15 protein-coding genes are annotated in these 15,210 nt (G+C 71.6%); 13 read left to right on the top strand and 2 right to left on the bottom strand.

Features of this window, described 5'->3' with window-relative positions:
• Window positions 1-117 precede the first annotated feature (117 nt).
• The 8 genes from QSK22_RS28520 (at window position 118) to QSK22_RS28485 (ending at window position 9,490) form a co-directional block, all read left to right on the top strand.
• Complete coding sequence (locus tag QSK22_RS28520) at window positions 118-1,116, top strand: LacI family DNA-binding transcriptional regulator (RefSeq protein ID WP_285497516.1); 999 nt, start codon at window positions 118-120, stop codon at window positions 1,114-1,116.
• Between the two features lie 811 nt (window positions 1,117-1,927).
• A complete protein-coding gene (locus QSK22_RS28515) occupies window positions 1,928-2,893 on the top strand; it encodes a carbohydrate ABC transporter permease (RefSeq protein ID WP_285497515.1) in 966 nt (321 codons plus the stop codon).
• Window positions 2,890-3,711, top strand: coding sequence for a carbohydrate ABC transporter permease (locus tag QSK22_RS28510; protein WP_285497514.1), 822 nt, complete (start codon window positions 2,890-2,892; stop codon window positions 3,709-3,711). Before QSK22_RS28515 ends, QSK22_RS28510 begins: the two co-directional genes overlap by 4 nt.
• Window positions 3,708-5,099, top strand: coding sequence for an ABC transporter substrate-binding protein (locus QSK22_RS28505; RefSeq protein WP_285497513.1), 1,392 nt, complete (start codon window positions 3,708-3,710; stop codon window positions 5,097-5,099). The genes QSK22_RS28510 and QSK22_RS28505 overlap by 4 nt, the downstream gene beginning before the upstream one ends.
• A gap of 8 nt (window positions 5,100-5,107) precedes the next feature.
• Complete coding sequence (locus QSK22_RS28500) at window positions 5,108-6,142, top strand: ester cyclase (protein WP_285497512.1); 1,035 nt, start codon at window positions 5,108-5,110, stop codon at window positions 6,140-6,142.
• 45 nt (window positions 6,143-6,187) lie between these two features.
• Entirely contained in the window at window positions 6,188-7,504 is a 1,317-nt protein-coding gene (hisD, locus tag QSK22_RS28495) for a histidinol dehydrogenase (RefSeq protein ID WP_285497511.1), read from the top strand.
• Window positions 7,505-7,589: 85 nt separating this feature from the next.
• Complete coding sequence (locus tag QSK22_RS28490; RefSeq protein WP_285497510.1) at window positions 7,590-8,702, top strand: ester cyclase; 1,113 nt, start codon at window positions 7,590-7,592, stop codon at window positions 8,700-8,702.
• Window positions 8,699-9,490, top strand: a complete 792-nt coding sequence (locus QSK22_RS28485) for a nitrilase-related carbon-nitrogen hydrolase (protein ID WP_285497509.1) — start codon at window positions 8,699-8,701, stop codon at window positions 9,488-9,490. Before QSK22_RS28490 ends, QSK22_RS28485 begins: the two co-directional genes overlap by 4 nt.
• Before the next feature lie 52 nt (window positions 9,491-9,542).
• Here the strand turns inward: QSK22_RS28485 and QSK22_RS28480 are convergent, their stop codons facing one another.
• Window positions 9,543-10,007 (bottom strand): four-helix bundle copper-binding protein, encoded by a 465-nt coding sequence (locus QSK22_RS28480; protein ID WP_285497508.1) that lies wholly within the window; start codon window positions 10,005-10,007, stop codon window positions 9,543-9,545.
• A gap of 209 nt (window positions 10,008-10,216) precedes the next feature.
• On the bottom strand, window positions 10,217-10,609 hold the full coding sequence (locus QSK22_RS28475) for a hypothetical protein (RefSeq protein WP_285497507.1): 393 nt from the start codon (window positions 10,607-10,609) through the stop codon (window positions 10,217-10,219).
• Between the two features lie 383 nt (window positions 10,610-10,992).
• Between QSK22_RS28475 and QSK22_RS28470 the strand changes: the two genes are divergently transcribed.
• From QSK22_RS28470 to QSK22_RS28450, 5 genes are all read left to right on the top strand, one after another.
• On the top strand, window positions 10,993-11,982 hold the full coding sequence (locus tag QSK22_RS28470; protein WP_285497506.1) for a sulfotransferase family protein: 990 nt from the start codon (window positions 10,993-10,995) through the stop codon (window positions 11,980-11,982).
• Between the two features lie 201 nt (window positions 11,983-12,183).
• Complete coding sequence (locus tag QSK22_RS28465) at window positions 12,184-12,423, top strand: EF-hand domain-containing protein (RefSeq protein ID WP_285497505.1); 240 nt, start codon at window positions 12,184-12,186, stop codon at window positions 12,421-12,423.
• A gap of 263 nt (window positions 12,424-12,686) precedes the next feature.
• Complete coding sequence (locus QSK22_RS28460) at window positions 12,687-13,271, top strand: TetR/AcrR family transcriptional regulator (protein ID WP_285497504.1); 585 nt, start codon at window positions 12,687-12,689, stop codon at window positions 13,269-13,271.
• Between the two features lie 202 nt (window positions 13,272-13,473).
• On the top strand, window positions 13,474-14,319 hold the full coding sequence (locus QSK22_RS28455; RefSeq protein WP_285497503.1) for a CPBP family intramembrane glutamic endopeptidase: 846 nt from the start codon (window positions 13,474-13,476) through the stop codon (window positions 14,317-14,319).
• The coding region (locus QSK22_RS28450) for a histidine kinase (protein WP_285497502.1) at window positions 14,316-15,210 on the top strand (895 nt) is incomplete at its 3' end. The genes QSK22_RS28455 and QSK22_RS28450, both read left to right, overlap by 4 nt.

Raw genomic sequence — 15,210 nt, 5'->3', positions numbered from 1 at the left:
ATGCACGATACGGCAGTGTGACATCGGTCTGTCAACGAGGGCGTCGGTCTTCGCCTGGGAGCGGCCGTGAAAGACGTATGCTTGCGTCGGTACGGCACAACCTGTGGAGGCAGACCGGTGGGCATCACCAGCCGAGACGTCGCCCGCCTGGCGGGCGTCTCACAGCCCACCGTGTCGCGGGCGCTGCGGGGCGACCCGCGGATCTCCGCCGAGACGCGCCGCAAGGTGAAAGAGGCCGCCGAGGCGCTCAACTACGTCCCGAGCGAGGCCGGGCGCAGCCTGTCCACCCGCTCGACCAAGCGCATCGGGGTCCTGGTCACCGACCTGACCAACCCGTTCTATCCGCATCTGGTCGCGCCCCTGCACGACGAGTTGGAGCGCCTGGGCTACCGGATGATGCTGTTCACCGAGCGGTCCGACGAGGTGATCGCCTCCGAGCGGCTGCTGGACCGCTCGATCGACGGTGTGGTGCTCACCACCACGACCCTCGACTCCGGCCTGCCCGCGGAGCTGCGCAGGCGCCGGCTGCCGTTCGTCTACCTCAACCGGGAGAGCGGGACGCCCGCCGACGCCGCCGTGGTCGACAACCGGCACGGCGCCGGGCTGGTGGCCCGGGAGCTGGCCGGGCTCGGCCACACCCGGATCGCCGGGATCTTCGGCCCGGACGAGACCAGCACGGGACGCGACCGCGAGTACGGCTTCCGGCTGGCGCTCGCCGAGGTCGGGGTCGGGCTGCCGGAGGAGCGGGTGCGCCGCGGCCCGTTCGAGTACGCCACCGGCCGCGACGCCCTGACCGAGCTGCTGACCGTCGACCCCCGCCCCACCGCCGTCTTCTGCGGCAACGACGTCATCGCGTTGGGTGCCCTGGACGCGGCGCTGCAGGCCGGCGTCCGCGTGCCCGACGAGCTGACGGTGATCGGCTTCGACGACATCCCGATGGCGTCCTGGACCGCGTTCCAGCTCACCACCGTCCGCCACGACCTGCACGGCATGGCCCGCGCCGCCGCCCGCCTCCTGGTCGCCCGCATCACCACCCCCGACGCCGACCTGGAACGCGTCGTCTACACCCCCGAACTGATCCTCCGCCGCACCCACGCCCCCGCCCCTCCTGACTGACCCCCGCCTCGCCCCCCGCCGAGGCCGACCGCGCCGGCCTGGAGACGTTCAGTCCAGATCTTCCGGGGCAGGCGTCAGCGGTGGCCCTGGCCATGTCGCTGCGAAGTCGCTGCGAAGTGGTCGTGTCGCCGCAGCGGTCGTTGCGCTGCGCGCCGGACGGCGAGAGCGCCGACCTCCGATTCTGTGTGGAACGCGGTACGCGGGCCTCTGGTCCAGGCCCTCCAGGTGTTCATGCGGCCCCGGCATGCCGCTCCGGTATCGGCGGCGTCCCTCCGGACAGGTCGGGGCGTGCTGCCTCGGTTTCATCGCCTTGCCACGTTCTGGGCCCGCTTGCCGCGCCAGGCCGGCCTGATCACGTGGGCGCGTCCTCGTCGTCCGGGGCCGCCGGGGTGGGGAGTGCGCCGGCTTTCAGGCCCTCGTGGCATCCGGTGCGGGGCGTCTGCGTCCAGCTCTTCCGGGAGTTGGCGTGAGGGTTGCCGGGGGTGGTGGGGCGGCTGGGTTTTCGGCCTGCACGGGCGTGGGGTCGAGGTGCGGGGACGGCGCGCATACGGGTTCCGGCTTGTGCCCCGCTTGTCCGGTTCACCTCTCGGTGCAGCGTGCATACGGATATTCACAGCGCATGGATCGAGCATGCCGGGTGAAGCCTAGGGTGGGGATGAACAGGCCAAAAGTTGGGATCTTGAGGAAGAAAGACCCTGGTGATGCCTTGATCCCCGGTTGTGAATACGCATACACTGCCGGACACCTCAGCCCCCCGCGCGATCTGCGCCGCAAAGGAGACCGCAGTGAAGCCGAACAGATGGAACGCGCCATGACCGCGGCCACGGCCGAGCAGCCGACGCGCCCCGAGAGGGCCCAACGGGTTTCGGCCAAGGGGACCCGGCGATCAGGCCGGCGCCGCCGGCGCAACCTGGCGGTGCCCTATGCGCACCTGGCGCCCGCACTGATCGCGATCGTGCTCACCACGGTGTACCCGCTGGTGTCGGCGCTGGTGACCAGCTTCCGGCACTGGCGGCTGAACGAGACGCGCACGCCCGGACGATTCGTCGGCTTCGATCAGTACGTCCGGGCCTTCCACGACGGGACCTTCTTCAACAGCGTCTGGGTGACGGCCTGGTTCACGCTGCTGTCGGTGACGCTGTCGGTCGGGCTCGGCCTGGCGATCGCGCTGATCCTCAACCGCCGCGGCCCGCTCACCGCGCTCACCAAGGCGCTGCTCATCCTGCCGTTCGCGGTGGCTCCGGCCCTGAAGGGCTTCTCCTGGCGGTTCATGCTCAACCCCGACCACGGCGTCTACGACAAGATGATCGGCGCGGTGCTGCCGTTCACCGCCGATGTGAACTGGCTCGGAGAGCCGTTCTGGGCGCAGGTCGTGGTCGTACTGACCGAGGTGTGGGGCTGGGCCCCGCTCATCGCGTTGATGCTGCTCGGCGGGCTCGGCTCGATCCCGCCGGAGGTGCACGAGGCGGCACGGGTGGACGGCTGCGGGGCGTGGCAGCGGTTCCGCTACGTGACCTGGCCGCTGCTGCGGCCGCTGCTGCTGATCGTGATCTTCCTCAAGGCGGTGTTCTCGCTCAAGCTGTTCGACCAGGTCGTCACGATCACCGGCGGCGGTCCCGGGCGGGCCACCGAGACCCTCAACTTCTACGCCTACGCGCAGGGGTTCAAGTTCCTCGACATCGGCTACGCCTCGGCGATCTCCTGGATCCTCGTCGTGGTCCTGGGCGTGCTCGCCGCGCTGTACCTGTTCATCATGGCCCGGCAGGAGGCGAAATGAAGCCCGGCCGCATCCTCGGCCGCGTGTGTCACGTGGTGGCGACGCTGGCGATCCTGTTCTTCGTCCTGTTCCCGATCTTCTGGTTGGCGATCACCGCGTTCCGCCCCGAGAAGGACGCGTTCTCCACCTCGCCGTGGTTCTCGCCCACGCTGGAGAACTTCCGCAAGATCATCGGCGGTGAGAACGACCTGGTCGCGGCGACCGCCAATAGCGTGACCGTCGGTGTGGCGACCACGGTGATCGCGATCCCGATGGCGCTGCTGGCGTCGTACGCGTTCTCCCGGTACCGCTTCCCCGGGCACCGGTCGATGCTGCTGGCGATGGTCGCCACGCAGTTCATCCCGGGGGTGGCGATCGCGCTGCCGTTCCTGACGCTCTTCCGCGACCTCGGTCTGCTGGACACCCGGACCGCCCTGGTCGTGGTGAACCTGTCCATCGTGGTCCCGTACATCACCTGGCTGCTCAAGGGGTTCGTGGACGGGCTGCCGCTGGAGATCGAGGAGGCGGCGCGGCTGGACGGCTGCGGGCAGATCCGGCTGCTGTGGCGGGTGGTCACCCCGCTGGCGGCCCCCGGCATCTTCGTCTGCGCGGTGTTCTCGTTCCTGCTGTCGTGGAACGAATTCCTGTTCCCGACCTTCCTGGCCAAGGAGAACGCGACCACGCTTCCGGTCGGGCTGATAACGCTGGTGCGCCCGGAGGGCGTGGCATGGGGCCAGATGGCCGCCGCCGGGCTGATGGTGATGGGCCCGATGCTGGTGCTGTCGCTGTTCGTCCGCAAGCACTTCGCCCAGGGCATGACGATGGGAGCGATCAAATGAGGCTGGCCCTGCTGCGGCGGCGCGCGACGCGGCCCGTCGCCCTCGCCCTGGCCGGTGTGCTGCTCGCCGGCGGCTGCGCCACGGCGCGGGCCGACCACGACCTCACCGAGGTCGTCCGGACCGGCGCCCTGGACGACATGGGGCTGCTCACCGGCAAGCCGTACGGCGGGCAGAAGATCAGGCTGCTGATCTGCTGCAACACCACCGCGCAGTTCCTCGGGCTGCGGGAGCGCACCGGCAAGGAGTTCACCCCGCGCACCGGGATCGAGGTCGAGTGGGCCAACATCCCCTATGAGTCGTTCCTGCAGAAGATCGTCGCCGAGAGCGCGCTCGGCACCGGCACCTACGACCTGGTCGCCTGGACCGACGCGTTCGGCGCGTCCGTCCGCGCCGGGGTGCAGCCCCTCGACGGCGTGATGAAGCAGTCCGGGATGAACCTCAACGACTTCCCGCCGCCGTTCCGCGAGGCCGCCACCGCCGGCGACCCGAAGGGCACCGTGTACGGCATCCCGTTCCGCGGCTTCGCCTACGCCTTCTACTACCGCAAGGACACCTACGACAAGCTCGGCATGAAACCGCCGGAGACGTGGGACGAGTACATCTCCCAGCTGGACAAGCTGAAGAAGAGCGACTCGCGGCACCCGCTCGCCGGCCAGTACGGGCGGGGCAGCGGCCAGAACCTGTTCACCTGGCTGTCGATGCTGTGGAGCAACGGCGGCGACCTGTTCGACAAGGACGGCCGCGTCGCCTTCGACAGGCCCGAGGGCATCGAGGCCACCGAGAAGTACATCTCCATGGTCCGCAAGCAGTACAGCCCGCCGGCGTCGACCAACTGGACCGAGACCGAGGCCACGCAGTCGATGGAGCAGGGCAACGCCAACACCGTGCTCACCTGGACCTGGCAGTACGAGGACTTCAGCAACCCGCAGAAGGTCAAGCCGGACGTGGCGGAGAACGTGCTGCCCGCGCAGCTTCCGGGGATGCCGGGCAAGGCGCGCGTGTCCTACGGGATGACCTGGCTGATGGGCGTGCTGCGCAGCTCCGAGAAGCAGGGCGCGGCCTGGGAGTACCTCAAGTGGCTCACCAACCCCAAGACCGAACGCGCCGTCGCGCTCGACAAGTCCGACCCCGAGAAGGCCACCGGCGTCGCCGTCCACGTGTCGAACATGCTGGACGAGGAGGTCAACAAGGCCAACCGCGGCGTTCCGAAGCTGCAGGAGGTGGCGCTGCGCAACGGCCGCATCATCCCCACCTCGCTCGACTGGCCGCAGATCCAGGACGCCCTGGAGGTCGCGATCAACAAGATGGCGCACGGCGCCGACGTGCGCACCGAGCTGGCCGCGGCGGCCAAGCGCATCCGGCAGATCAACGAGGGCGAGGGGAACTGACCGCGACCATGCAGCCGGAACAGATCGCCCCGGAAGGCACGGCCCTGAAGGAGGTGGCCTACGCCCCGTACCGGGATCCGGAGGAGTTCATCGTCGAGTGGACCGACCGGATCTGGGTGCGCCGCGGCATCGGCCTGATCCGCGAGAACTACGCCGCCGACGCCGTCGTGCACGGCGCCTACGGAACGGTCCGGGGCGTGGAACCGGTGGTGTCCGGGACGCTGCAGAAGATCAACGCGTTTCCGGACCGGGTCGGGCAGGCCGACGACGTGGTGTGGGAGGCACGCGGCGACGACGCGTTCGTCAGCTCGCACCGCGTGTTCAGCGCGGGCACCCACACCGGGATGTCGCACTACGGGCCGCCCACGCACCGGCCGTTCACGTCCCGCACCATCGCCACCTGCCTGTACCGGCGCGGCGTCATGCAGGAGGAATGGGTCGTCCGGGACGAACTGGCGGTCGTGCAGGCGCTCGGCCTGGACCCGGACGCGATCGCCCGCGACCTGGCCTTCGCCCCCGGCGGCGTCGTCCGCAGCGCACCCCCCGAGTCCCCGCTGACCTGCGGGGACTCGGGGCCGCGCCCGGACGGCGGGGCGGCGTTCCGAGGTGAGTGCGAGCACGTCCTCGAACTGATCGAACAGGTGTGGAACGGGCGGCGGCTCGACCGGGTCACCGACTGGATCGCCCGCGACGTCACCTGCCACACCGCCGGGCACCGCGATGTCATCCGCCCCGACGGCTACCAGCGGGCCCTGCTGGACCTGCTGGCCCCGTTCCCCGGCGCGCGGATCGAGATCCGCGACGTCGCCGCCAACCACTCCGCCCCGCACGGCGGCGTCCGCGTCGCCGTGGTGTGGGTCCTGCGCGGCGTCTACGACGGCATCCCGCGCTACGGCCGGCCCACGGGCTCGCCCGTGGACGTGCTGGGCGCCTCGCAGTTCCTCTTCCGCGACGGCCGGGTCGTCCGGGAATGGCGGATCTACGACGAGATCGCGATCCGCGCCCAGATCGCCCACGCCCGCGGCGACGAGCCGTCCCCCTGACGGCCGTTCCCTGGCAAGTTCCGACCCTGCACGTGAGGTTGTGACATGCGTTTCACCCCTGCCCGTCTCGCCGAGCTGGACGGCGCCTACAAGATCCTGAAGGCGCCCGGCTCCGACGCGCCCGCGGCTCAGACCGACCCGGGCGTCGCCGAGCGCGTCTCGGGCATGCTGGCCGACATCGAGCGCGGCGGCATCGACGCCGTCCTGCGCTACGCCCGCGAGCTGGACGGCTGGGACCGTCCCGACGTGGAGGTCTCCCGCGACGACCTGAAGCGGGCCGGCGACAACCTGTCGCCGCAGCTGCGCCAGGCGCTGGAGCTCGGCGTGGAGCGGACCTCCGCGTTCGCCCGCGAGCAGCGCGCCCGCCTGACCGACTTCGAGGTCGAACTCGCCCCCGGCCTGGTCGCCGGGCAGCGGTACGTCCCGGTCCAGCGGGTCGGCGCCTACCTGCCGGCCGGCCGCTTCCCGCTGCTGGCGGGCGCGTGCATGACCGTCGGGGTCGCCAAGGTCGCCGGGGTGGAGACGGTGCTGGCGTGCACCCCGCCGCGCCGCGACGGCAGCGCCGACCCCGCCGTGCTGTACGCGGCGTACCTGTCCGGCGCCGACCGGGTGTACGTGCTCGGCGGGGTGCAGGCGCTCGCCGCGATGGCGTTCGGCCTGCTCGGCGAGCGTCCCGTCGACATGCTCGTCGGCCCCGGCAACGCGTATGTCGCCGAGGCGAAGCGGCAGCTGTTCGGCACCGTCGCGATCGACCTGCTCGCCGGGCCGTCCGAAATCGCCGTGCTGGCCGACGAGACCGCCGACCCCGAACTGGTCGCCGCCGACCTGCTCGGCCAGGCCGAACACGGCACCGAGTCGCCCGCCGCGCTGGTCACCACCTCCGAGGCCCTCGGCGTCAAGGTCATCGAAGAGGTCGAGCGGCAGCTGGAGGGCCTTTCCACCCGCGACATCGCCGGCCCCGCCTGGCGCGACCACGGCTCGGTGACCTGGGCCGCCGACCGGGGGACCGCGGTGGCGCTGATGGACGACCTGGCCCCCGAGCACCTGGAGATCCAGACCGCCGACGATGATTACTACCTGAACGAACTGCACAACTACGGATCGGTGTTCCTCGGGCAGTGGAGCACGGTCGCCTACTCCGACAAGGGCATGGCGGGCACCAACCACGTGCTCCCCACGGCGGGCGGCGCCCGGCACAGCGCCGGGCTGTCGGTCTCGCGGTTCCTCAAGCCGCTGACCTTCCAGCGGGCCTCGCGGGAGGCGACGCCGCTGCTGGCCGAGGCCGTCGAGGTGATCTCGGAGTACGAGGGCATGGCGGCGCACGGCGCGACGGCGACGCTGCGCCTGGCCCGCTACCGCTGACCCCGACCGAACACGGAAAGGCCGAGAACATATGGAGACAGAACGGGAATCCGGGCCCGACCGCCCGGCGGGTGCGCCGATCGCCATGAACGCGCCGATCCAGCGGACGATGCCGTCCGACTTTTCCATCTCCGTCCGCCCCGGCAACGGCGCCGACCTGCCCGGCGGCCCGGTGCACGGCGCGCGGCGGCAGCCGATGCGGGGCTTCGAGGACACCTACACCGACATCGTCGACTACATCGTCCGCATCACCCACCGCATCTGGGAGGACCAGGACGTCGGCTACATCTACGACACCTACAGCCCCGGCTGCCGCCTGTACGACGACAGCGGCCTGCGGTACGGCGTCGAAGGCCTGGTGAACGGCACGATCCAGAGCATCAACGCCTTCCCCGACTGCCGCCACTACGCCGACGACGTGATCTGGGCGGGCGACGAGGACCAGGGCTTCGTCACCTCGCACCGCGCCATCAACATCGGGCACCACACCGGCCCGTGGCGCTGGGGCCCGCCCACCGGCCGCCGCCTGGAGACCTGGGTGATCGCCAACTGCGTCGTCCGGGAGAACGAGATCTACGAGGAGTGGGTCCTCTACAACACGGCCGCCAAGCTGGCGCAGCTGGGCATCGACGTGTTCGAGGCGGCGCGCGCGTTCGGCAACGAGGGCGGCGCCGTACCGTTCGCCGACCGCAACATCACCGAGGTCGAGCGGCTCACCGGCGGACGCAAGCCGCAGCCCTACCCGGCGGCCGACCCGAACGGCGGCTTCGACCTGGAGCACACGGTCCGGGCGCTGTTCCACGACACCTACAACCGGCGCGACCTCAGCGCCATCGACCGCGCCTACGCCCCGAACGTGCGGTGGCACGGAACCACCAACCGCACCGGCTACGGCCGCGCCGACGTGCGCGGCATGGCCCGCAACCTGCTCGCCACGTTCCCCGACCTCGGCATGCACGTCGACGAGGTCTACTGGATGGGCAACGACCGCGACGGCTACGCCGCGTCCGTGCGGTGGACGGCGGTCGGCACGCACCGCGGCTACGGGATGTACGGGCGGCCGACCGGACGGCGTGTCCACCTGTGGGGCATCTCGCAGCTGTACTTCTCCGGCGGCCGGATCGTGGAGGAGTGGACGCTGTTCAACGAGTTCGACGTCCTGGCCCAGATCCTGCGCGACGACCCGCCCGCCCAGTGATCCGCGTCGCCTGCCGTCAGCTCGCGCCGCGTCTGGGGGACCTGGCCGCCAACCGCGAGCTGACGGCGAGCGCGATCGGCGCCGCGGCGGCGGGCGGCGCGGACGTCGTCGTGCTGCCCGAACTGGCCACCTCGGGTTACGTCTTCGAGTCGGCGGAGGAGGCCGCGGCGGTCGCCGTGACCCCCTCCCACCCGCTGTTCGGGGAGTGGGCGTCGGCCGCCGGCCGGGCCGTGGTCGTCGGCGGGTTCTGCGAACGCGGCGACGACGGCCGCCTGTACAACAGCGCGGCCGTCGTCGACCGCGGCGGCGTCCGCGCCGTCTACCGCAAGACCCACCTGTGGGACCGGGAGAAGCTGCTGTTCACGCCCGGCGACCGGCCGCCCCCGGTGGTGGCGACCGCGGCCGGGCCGGTCGGCGTGCTGATCTGCTACGACCTGGAGTTCCCCGAGCTGACGCGGACGCTTGCGCTGGCGGGCGCCCGCTTGGTCGCCGCGCCCGTCAACTGGCCGCTCGTGGACCGCCCCTCGGGGGAGCGTCCGCCCGAGGTGGTGATCGCCATGGCGGCGGCCCGCGTCAACCGGATGGCCATCGCCTGCTGCGACCGGTCCGGCACCGAACGGGGCCAGGAGTGGACCGCGGGCACCGCGATCGTCGGTACCGACGGCTGGGTGCTCGCCGAGGGCGCCGACGCCACCGCCGATATCGATCTGGAGTGCGCCGCGTCCAAGGCCGTCTCTCCCCGCAACGACCTTTTCGGCGACCGCCGCCCCTCCCTCTACACCCTGTGAGGGAAGGGCCGTCCCGGTCTCTCGCTGGGCGTGAGGCCGGGACGCTCGCCGTTCACATGCCCTGCTGGGGCGCCGCCTGGTGCGGCTGCTGCGCGCCCTTGCCGCTCGGCTCGAGAAGCGGCACCAGGCCCTCGAGGGCCCGCCCGGTCTCGTTGCAGGACTGGGCGCACAGGCGGCAGTGGGCGTGCTGGTCGCTGTGCTCGGCGCACGAGTCACCGCAGGTCTTCACGGCCTGGATGGCCGCTTCGACCTGCGCCTTGGTCAGCCGGGCGTCGTAACCGGTGTGCCGTGACAGCACGGCGGCGGTGGCCGCGCATATGTCGGCGCAGTCGAGGTTGTCGCGGATGCAGCGGGCCAGCCGGGGCAGCTCGTCGGCGGGCTCCGACAGACACGCGTCGGCGCAGGCGGTGCATGCCTGCGTGCAGCTGGTCAGCGCGTCGATGACATGGGAAAGCCGGTCGTGCTCCAGGTTGATCTCGGCCGGATACGTGTCCAGCATCTGCGCTGTGTACGTCATGGGAATCACCTCGCTCCTCGGGTGCTGCCCTACCCTTCGGCGGCCCGGCAAACGTTCGGCGCCGCCGCCCGCCGCACCGCTTCGCTGATCACGCCGACCGGCCCGACCCGGGTGCGGTCTCCCCGCCGCACCCGGCGAACGGACGGCGCCGTCCACCTGCCGGCGGTCCAAGCCGAACCGGCAGGCGAACAGCAGGCGTCGCGACGGCTCTACCGCCCGCCGGGGACGCGGTCGCGGCCCCGGTAGGCGGCCCACGTGGCGATCACGCCGGTGATGAACGTGGTGATCACGCCGACCTGCTGCACGGCCTGCCCGACGGCCACCGCCGCCCCCCTGTCCCCCGTCAGGTTGCCCAGCCCGTCCGGGCTGATCAGGAAGCCGACGGTCACGAACAGGCCGAGGAACGCGCCCACCCCCGGCGACCAGCGCCAGCGCGTCAATCCCACGAACAGCGCGCCCGCCAGCAGGATGACGATGCCCGGCGGTATCGCGACAGGGAACTCCACCCCGGCCGCCCACAGGATGGCGATCCCCAAGGCGCCCACGAGCAGGCCCCCGATCGTCGCCCAGTGAGTCCTCGTCCTCGTACCCGGATCAGACATGAAACCGCTCCCTCGCATGGGCTCTCGCTGATCCGTTCATGGTCGTGCGCCGCGCCGTCGCCGACGTCCCCCACGAGGCGACAAACGCACTACGCGAATCCGCGTACACGCGCGCGCGGGACGTACTCCCGTGTCACTACCGTCGAGCCCGCCGACGCGGCGCCCTACGGGGCGGCATGCCGTCCGCATCCGGCCGGGCGCCCCCGCCCGGGGCGCTGCTGCGGTTTTCGCTGGTAACAGGCACAATGTCTGGGCGGTCATTTCGCCGCTTCCGCCCCGGTCGGCGAGGGAGCGCGAGACGACTTCCTCAAGCCACGGCGACACGCCCGTTCCAGGCGGCACCGGGTGCGAGGGCACACCGATCCTGACCCGTGGACGTGGAGATGGAAGCTGAGACGCAAGAGGCCCCGGCACGGCGCACGAACATTCGGCTGAGGCTGTCCAAGAGGCAGGAGCAGCCCCCGGCCTCGGTGTTCGTCGTCGGCACCCTGTTCTCCGGCTCGACACTGATCGGGCGCGATATGACCACCCGCATCAGGAGGGCCCACTACGTCGGTGAGCTGAACAACTTCACGCAGTTCCCGAAGCTCAGCCACCCGACCTCCGGGCGGCGGTGCGGCCCCTGCTCCCTGCTCGGCAGGCAGTGCCGGCACTTCACCGACGCGCTGCGGGAACGCGTGACGTACGACGACATCCTCGGCATGCACGGGCAGTTCGCGCGGTCGCTCGGCGCCTCCGTCATCATCGACGGCAGCAAGTACGTCGCATGGCTGCGGCACGCCGTCGAACAACGCAGCGCCGACCCGGGAAACCGCACCCAGGTGGCCGTGATCGCCACGGTGCGCAACCCCTTCGCCTTCGCGATCAGCCACCGGAACCGGACGGGCGAGCCGCTGTGGCGGGGAGCCGAGATCTGGCGGGACACCTACGTCGACGCCATCCGCACCGTCAACACCTTCGGGCTGCCGCTGCTGACCGTGCGCTACGAGGACTACATGGCCGACCCGGAACGCGCACTGGAACGCCTCAGCGCCTTCCTGCACCTGCCGCTCGACCCCGAACCGGACAACACCCGGCTGCACGACACCGGCGGGAACTGGAGCTCCTTCGTTCCGTACGTGGGCAAGGAGCAACTCGCCGAGTTCATCGAGAGCCTGGACGGGCCCGGGCGCGAGGAGGCGGAGAAGTTCGTCGCCCAAGCGCGGGCGTACTGGCAGGACGGAAAGCCCGTCGAGGACACCCGCTGGCATCGCAGCCTCAACCCCGGTGAGGCCAACGCGATCCTGAGCGCCCCCGGACTGGCCGACGTGGCGAGCCTCCTCGGCTACAACGTCGCCGAGATCGTCCACAAGGCCGTCCGGAGGCGCGGCTGAACGGGCCGCGGGCGATCACGGGACCGGGGGCTGCTCGTCCGGTCCGGTCGGCTTCACGGTGCACAGCCCGCCGACGGCCGGGCATGCGGCACCGATACGGTTCACACCGGCCTCCTCGCCGCGTTCGTGCCGTTCGGTGCGAACGTCTCGTCCGGAAGTCGTTACGATCGGGGGCCATCGGCTGCGTCGCGGAGGGGGATCATGTCCGATCAGTACGAGGCGGTGTTCGCTCGGTACGACACCGACGGGGACGGCCGGCTCACCGTCGAAGAGGTGACCGCGGCGATCGCGGGGATGTTCCCGGCGGCCGAGGTGAACGACCTGTCCGGGATCGTCGGGGCGCTGTTCGCCGAGTACGACACCGACAAGGACGGGCGGCTGACGGCGGACGAGTTCGTGCCGCTGGCGCAGAACCTGCCCGAACTCGGCTCCGCCAACTGAGCAACCGGCCGACACGAACGCGGTAGTCCACCGTCCGGCCTCTCTCCGGCTCCAGCCGCACCCGGTCGGCCGGTGGACATCGCGCGCCACCCGTCGGCCACCAGAAGGACAACGGCGTCTGAATGATCGGGCGGTGTGTCCCCTATGGTGGTCGGATGCAGGATCCGGGGGCCCGCCGGCTGCCTCGCGGGCGCCACGCCTTGCCACGCGCGGAGGTGCAGCGCATCCAACGGGCGCGGCTCTGCCGCGCGATGGCCGATGTGATGGCGGAGAAGGGGTACGTGGCCACGTCGGTGGCGGACGTGCTCAAGCGCGCCGTGGTGTCGCGGCAGAGCTTCTACGAGCTCTTTGAGTCCAAGCTGGACTGCTTCATGGCCGCCTTCGAGGCGGCCGGCGAACTGCTGCTGCAGCGGATCGCCGAGGCGGTGGACGACGGCGCGGGCTGGGCGCGCGGCGGCGGGCCGCCCGCCGAGCAGGCTGGGGACCGGCTGGCGCTGTTCGAGCGGGCGATCACCGCGTACCTGCGCGCGCTGGCCGAGGAGATGGCCTATGCGCGGCTCTTCCTCGTCGAGGTGCACGCGGCCGGACCCGAGGCGCTGCGGCGGCGCGCCCGGCTGCGGGAGACCCTCACCGAGGCGCTCGCCGACCTGCTGGGCGCGACGGACGAGGCGGGCCGCTTCGGCTGCCGGATGATCGTGGCGGCGACCAGCGCGATGGTGACCACGGCCGTCGCCGAGGGCGACCCGGATGCCCTGCGGGCCCTCGGGCCGCCGCTGATCGACCATGTGCGCGTCATGTGGAACGCCGGAGTCTTCACCGGGTCCGCGGGGCAGGCCGGCACCTCCTGACCCGGCCGTGAGGGCCGGCGGAGGCGCGGTGTCCCCGCGTCCCCTGCCCGCCGGCCGCCGACGCGCGCGTGCTTGTCCCCCGTGCGAGCTACACGCGAGTGTCCACTGTGCGGGGAAGATTCCGGGCCGACGAATCCCTAGCGTTTTTCCATGTCACCGCGGCGTTCCGGCCGCGCGATCCCGCTAACGCCAAGGAGTCGTCATGCGATTGTTGGGGCAACTGGTGCTGCCGTTCGCGGCCGTCGCCGCGGTCGCCTTCGTCGGCAGCATGGGCGCCGCCGCCGTCGAGGGGAACGGCCTGTTCACCATGGTCATCGGTGTCGCGACGGCCGTGCTGGCGGTCGTCGTCTACCGGTGGGTGGTGCGGCGGACCGAGCGCCGCACGCCGGAGGAGGTGGCGGGCAAGGGCGCCGTCCCCGCCTTCGGCCGCGGGCTGGTGGTCGGCGTCGCGCTGTTCTCGGCCGTCATCGGGAACATCGCCTTCAACGGCGCCTACCACGTCGACGGCCTCGGCTCGCCGGAGGGCGCGATCGGGTTCATCGGCTTCATGGCCGCCGCCGCCGCGACCGAGGAGCTGATGTTCCGCGGCGTCCTGTTCCGCCTCATCGAGCAGCGCCTCGGCACCTGGATCGCGATGGTGCTGACCGGCGCGCTGTTCGGCGCGTTCCACCTGACCAACCCGCACGCCAGCCTGTGGGGCGCCATCGCCATCATGATCGAGGCCGGCGGCATGCTCGCCGCCGCCTACGCCGCCACCCGCAACCTGTGGCTGCCGATCGGCCTGCACTTCGGCTGGAACTTCGCCGAGGCCGGCATCTTCAGCACCGAGGTCTCCGGCAACGGCGCGACGGAGGGGCTGCTGAACAGCGACATCTCGGGCCCGGCCTTCTACACCGGCGGCTCGTTCGGCCCGGAGGCCAGCCCGCCCGCGATCACGTTCTGCGTGCTGGCGACGATCGTGTTCCTCTGGCTGGCCCACCGGCGCGGCAACCTGGTTCCCCGACGGCGCTCCGCCCGAGCCGCCGCGACCGCTACCCTCTCCCAGTGACCGATCTTCGGCGCATCCCGGAACTGTGGCGGCGGTGCGACGTCACAGTCCGGGATCTACCGCTCGCGCTGCTGCTCACCGTCATGTCGCTGCTGCCGGCGCTCCAAGGCGACGGGACGCGCATCGGCGAACAGCCGGCCAGGGCCTACGACGCACTGGCCGTCGCGGCGGTCGCCCTCCAGGGCCTGCCGCTCACGGTGCGGCGGCGGTGGCCGGCGGTCTGCCTCCTGCTGGTGGCGCTCGGCTTCGCCGTCGACCAGCTCCGCGACTACCACGCGTACGCGGGCGCCGCGCTGCCGGTCGCCTTGCTGAGCGCGGGCGCCCATCTGGAGCGGCACCGGCGCCTCACCGTGATCGGGCTGTCGGCGGCGTACGTGCCGTTGGCGGTCGCGCTCGACCGGCTCGGCTCGACCGCGGGAGTGGCGGAGTACGTGATGTTCTATGTGACGCTGGCGGGCGCCTGGGGCATCGGGGCCTGGCTGCGTTCCACCCGGGCCGCCGAGGCCGAACGCCGCCGCCGCGTCGCCGAGGCGACCCGCGCGGCCGAACGCGCCCGCATCGCCCGCGACCTGCACGACGTGGTGACCCACCATGTGACGGCCATGGTGGTGCAGGCCGAGGCGGCCCGGTACCTGACCGCCGCACCCGATCGCCTCGACGCCACGTTGAGCGCCGTGACCGACACCGGGCGGCGCGCCATCACCGACCTGCGGCACCTGCTGGACGTGCTCAACCCCGACCACCAGGGCGCCGCCGACAGGACGCCGTCCACCGGCGACCTGCACGCGCTGGTGGAGCAGACGCGCCAGGCGGGGCAGCCGGTGGAGTTCACCATGGAGGGCACCCCGGCACGGGCCGGCGGCAGCGCCGAACTGGTGGCCTTCCGGGTGG

The sequence above is a fragment of the Actinomadura sp. NBRC 104425 genome (assembly GCF_030269545.1).
In the GTDB taxonomy this organism is placed as follows: Bacteria; Actinomycetota; Actinomycetes; order Streptosporangiales; family Streptosporangiaceae; genus Spirillospora; species Spirillospora keratinilytica.
The sequence above is the reverse complement of the archived record's forward strand: the minus strand, read 5'-3'. Positions and strand labels throughout refer to the sequence as shown.

What these genes read in the sequence shown, in the direction of transcription:
- QSK22_RS28470 (WP_285497506.1), top strand. Translation starts at nt 10,993, where the DNA reads ATGGAAGCTGAGACGCAAGAGGCCCCGGCACGGCGCACGAACATTCGG.
- QSK22_RS28465 (WP_285497505.1), top strand. Translation starts at nt 12,184, where the DNA reads ATGTCCGATCAGTACGAGGCGGTGTTCGCTCGGTACGACACCGACGGG.
- QSK22_RS28510 (WP_285497514.1), top strand. Translation starts at nt 2,890, where the DNA reads ATGAAGCCCGGCCGCATCCTCGGCCGCGTGTGTCACGTGGTGGCGACG.
- hisD (WP_285497511.1), top strand. Translation starts at nt 6,188, where the DNA reads ATGCGTTTCACCCCTGCCCGTCTCGCCGAGCTGGACGGCGCCTACAAG.
- QSK22_RS28505 (WP_285497513.1), top strand. Translation starts at nt 3,708, where the DNA reads ATGAGGCTGGCCCTGCTGCGGCGGCGCGCGACGCGGCCCGTCGCCCTC.
- QSK22_RS28515 (WP_285497515.1), top strand. Translation starts at nt 1,928, where the DNA reads ATGACCGCGGCCACGGCCGAGCAGCCGACGCGCCCCGAGAGGGCCCAA.
- QSK22_RS28475 (WP_285497507.1), bottom strand. Translation starts at nt 10,609, where the DNA reads ATGTCTGATCCGGGTACGAGGACGAGGACTCACTGGGCGACGATCGGG.
- QSK22_RS28490 (WP_285497510.1), top strand. Translation starts at nt 7,590, where the DNA reads ATGAACGCGCCGATCCAGCGGACGATGCCGTCCGACTTTTCCATCTCC.
- QSK22_RS28500 (WP_285497512.1), top strand. Translation starts at nt 5,108, where the DNA reads ATGCAGCCGGAACAGATCGCCCCGGAAGGCACGGCCCTGAAGGAGGTG.
- QSK22_RS28480 (WP_285497508.1), bottom strand. Translation starts at nt 10,007, where the DNA reads ATGACGTACACAGCGCAGATGCTGGACACGTATCCGGCCGAGATCAAC.
- QSK22_RS28455 (WP_285497503.1), top strand. Translation starts at nt 13,474, where the DNA reads ATGCGATTGTTGGGGCAACTGGTGCTGCCGTTCGCGGCCGTCGCCGCG.
- QSK22_RS28460 (WP_285497504.1), top strand. Translation starts at nt 12,687, where the DNA reads ATGGCGGAGAAGGGGTACGTGGCCACGTCGGTGGCGGACGTGCTCAAG.